Origin of the sequence: Pseudomonas monteilii NBRC 103158 = DSM 14164 (assembly GCF_000730605.1) — a bacterium.
Lineage (GTDB): Bacteria > Pseudomonadota > Gammaproteobacteria > Pseudomonadales > Pseudomonadaceae > Aquipseudomonas > Aquipseudomonas monteilii.
In genome coordinates, this window is record NZ_BBIS01000108.1 from 1 (window position 1) to 2,187 (window position 2,187).

Consider the following 2,187-nt stretch of genomic DNA (forward strand, 5'->3'; position numbering starts at 1 on the left):
ACCGCCCTCAGAGAAGGGCGGCTTGGGTGGGGTTAATGTACAGCAGAGGCAGCATGCAGTGACACGAGCTCCTCGACGGTTGCGCCGGCGAGGGCTGCTTTCACCATGGTGTTGATGACAGCTGCGGTGGTGCCTGGCTCTGTTTGCTGGATGCAGCTGCTGTATGCGAAGAGCAGTTGGTCGCCAATCAGTGGGATGCCGTTTTCGTCGGCGTCTTTCTCGTGGTCGAAACTCCCGCAGCCATCACCGATCTTCAGTTTCAGGGCTGCCGAATTAGCACAATAGGCGGGGTCACAGATGCCGCGAACGTTGAACCGGATGCAGAATGCCTCTGCAAAGGTGCGGAGCTTTGCCGGCACGTTGTAGTTTTTGAAGGCCTCTTCGAAAAAGTCGGGTCGCAGAGCAGGGCGCTGCGGTTTAGCGTCGAGGGTAGTGGTGGTCATGAGACATCTCCTGGTCAGTTGAACTTGCACCAGGAGATGCACTGCAGGGACCTATATTTCTAAAGGGCCAGGGTTATTGCCACAATAGTGGCCAGGCCAACACCCATCAATAGGCGCTTGTTTCTGTCATCAAAGTAGATCCCGCGGAGGTTCAAGAAATGCTCGACGATCGTCCAGCCATCCATGGGGGGCAGGGGGATGATGTTGGTTGCCGCTAGCAGGATCGAGCCTTGGGCCGCCACGAGTGTCGGCCAGTTTGGCGTAACGTAGTGAATGCCGAAGAACAATAGGCCGGTGGCCAGGGAGATCAGGGGGCCGCCCGCAGCGATGATCGCTCGGCGGTCTGACGGGGCCTTCTCATAATCGGAGCTGACCACATACGCCCAAAGCGGGATCAAACCGATTTCATGGATGATTCCTGATTTTCGGAACGAGAATAGCTTGTATCCACCGAGAATGAGTTTGTCTGGCTTAATACCGTAGCGTTGCATTGGTATTAAATGGCCGGCTTCATGGATCAAGAGCAAGAACACCAACATCAGCCAGATGACGAAAAATGCGATGGCGAACATCCCGATAGTTACCAGTGCGTCAGGCAGCATGGTTTTCATTCCTAGAACATGATGCATGTGATTCTTTAGCAAAGCTTCAAAACCTTCAAGCCTATAGCCGCATATTTACCTGATGTGTGTACTGTGCAGTGCAAATTTTGCCTCTAGGTCTATACAGGCCCGTGTAATTCATTACAGGTGGTTATGAAACTACTCTGGTGAACGTATGAATACCTGTTTTCAGCTGGCGGCTTACGCTCGATCTCAATGGGCATTAGCTGTACTCCTCATGAAATCGCCTGAGAGCAATCAACTAGCAGCTAACGTATTTCAAGATGCAAAGAACGCTGCCTGGGGATACGGATGGGGGGCTTCTGAAACGCCGCATGCACTCCTCGAAGATATTCCGGAACTATTAAACGCTTTCTATGAAGGCAAATCCGCGCTTCAGCAAGACATGAAGCTAGCGGGCTAAATTAAATTCGAAAAAGGAACATGCATCATGAGCAATAATGAAGTTAAAGCTAATCAGTCCTCGCTTGATCTGTACGCAGTGACTCTGAACTGGGGGATGGCAGAAGAAGGCACTTACAGCGACAACGTCTTTGCGACGAGTCAAAACGAGGCTTGCTTGAAAATCGCTGAGGACATGGCAAATCAGCGTGAGTATGTTGACGAACTGGAAACCCCGAAAGAAAGGCAAGAGTGGATAGTTAGCCGAGCCTGCGACCTAGTGGATTGTCACTTTGTCGAAGATAGCCTGGCTGCCGATCTTGCTGCACTGTACGGTGACGTTTTGTTCCCGGATGGCGTAACGCGCTCGATTGATCTGGGTGCATTGCGAGCGCTGCTCGTTGAGCATCGTCACTGTTTGGTTCCGCCCGCTGAAGTCAAAGAGGTTGAACAGCTGGCCCTGCATACTGTGGACTCTGGTTATTGCCGGGTGTACTACAAGCGGCAGAACGGAGCACTGTGCTGCTTCCAGCTCGATACACGAAACACCTTCAAGCTCTATCACTGTTCGCGTGATGGTGAGCCGGAGCATGAGATCAGTCACCAGAACAAGGCAGTTTTTGCGTTACCTGAAGACAGTGGATGTTCTTTCGTAGCTAGCTTCCGTGCATGGTGGGAGCAACAGAGCCTGCAGCCTACTGCTTAGCTTTAACGATACCCGGCCACTCTTCGGAGTGGCT

The 2,187-nt window shown here is 52.2% G+C and carries 4 protein-coding genes; 2 read left to right on the top strand and 2 right to left on the bottom strand.

Going from position 1 to position 2,187, the window contains the following annotated elements:
- Window positions 1-32: 32 nt before the first annotated feature.
- Together PM2_RS29335 and PM2_RS29340 are read right to left on the bottom strand one after the other, a co-directional pair.
- The gene (locus PM2_RS29335) at window positions 33-443 is read right to left on the bottom strand and encodes a hypothetical protein (RefSeq protein ID WP_004574506.1); all 411 of its coding nucleotides are present in this window, start codon (window positions 441-443) and stop codon (window positions 33-35) included.
- A 59-nt stretch (window positions 444-502) separates the two neighbouring features.
- Window positions 503-1,054, bottom strand: coding sequence for a site-2 protease family protein (locus tag PM2_RS29340; RefSeq protein WP_231995370.1), 552 nt, complete (start codon window positions 1,052-1,054; stop codon window positions 503-505).
- 166 nt (window positions 1,055-1,220) lie between these two features.
- Here PM2_RS29340 and PM2_RS30950 point away from each other — a divergent pair, with 166 nt between their 5' ends.
- Window positions 1,221-1,469: a hypothetical protein gene (locus PM2_RS30950; RefSeq protein WP_128637225.1), complete on the top strand. Its 249-nt coding sequence runs from the start codon at window positions 1,221-1,223 to the stop codon at window positions 1,467-1,469.
- Between the two features lie 27 nt (window positions 1,470-1,496).
- Complete coding sequence (locus tag PM2_RS29345; protein WP_004574508.1) at window positions 1,497-2,153, top strand: hypothetical protein; 657 nt, start codon at window positions 1,497-1,499, stop codon at window positions 2,151-2,153.
- Window positions 2,154-2,187: the final 34 nt, after the last annotated feature.

What these genes read in the sequence shown, in the direction of transcription:
- PM2_RS29335 (WP_004574506.1), bottom strand. Translation starts at nt 443, where the DNA reads ATGACCACCACTACCCTCGACGCTAAACCGCAGCGCCCTGCTCTGCGA.
- PM2_RS29340 (WP_231995370.1), bottom strand. Translation starts at nt 1,054, where the DNA reads ATGAAAACCATGCTGCCTGACGCACTGGTAACTATCGGGATGTTCGCC.
- PM2_RS30950 (WP_128637225.1), top strand. Translation starts at nt 1,221, where the DNA reads ATGAATACCTGTTTTCAGCTGGCGGCTTACGCTCGATCTCAATGGGCA.
- PM2_RS29345 (WP_004574508.1), top strand. Translation starts at nt 1,497, where the DNA reads ATGAGCAATAATGAAGTTAAAGCTAATCAGTCCTCGCTTGATCTGTAC.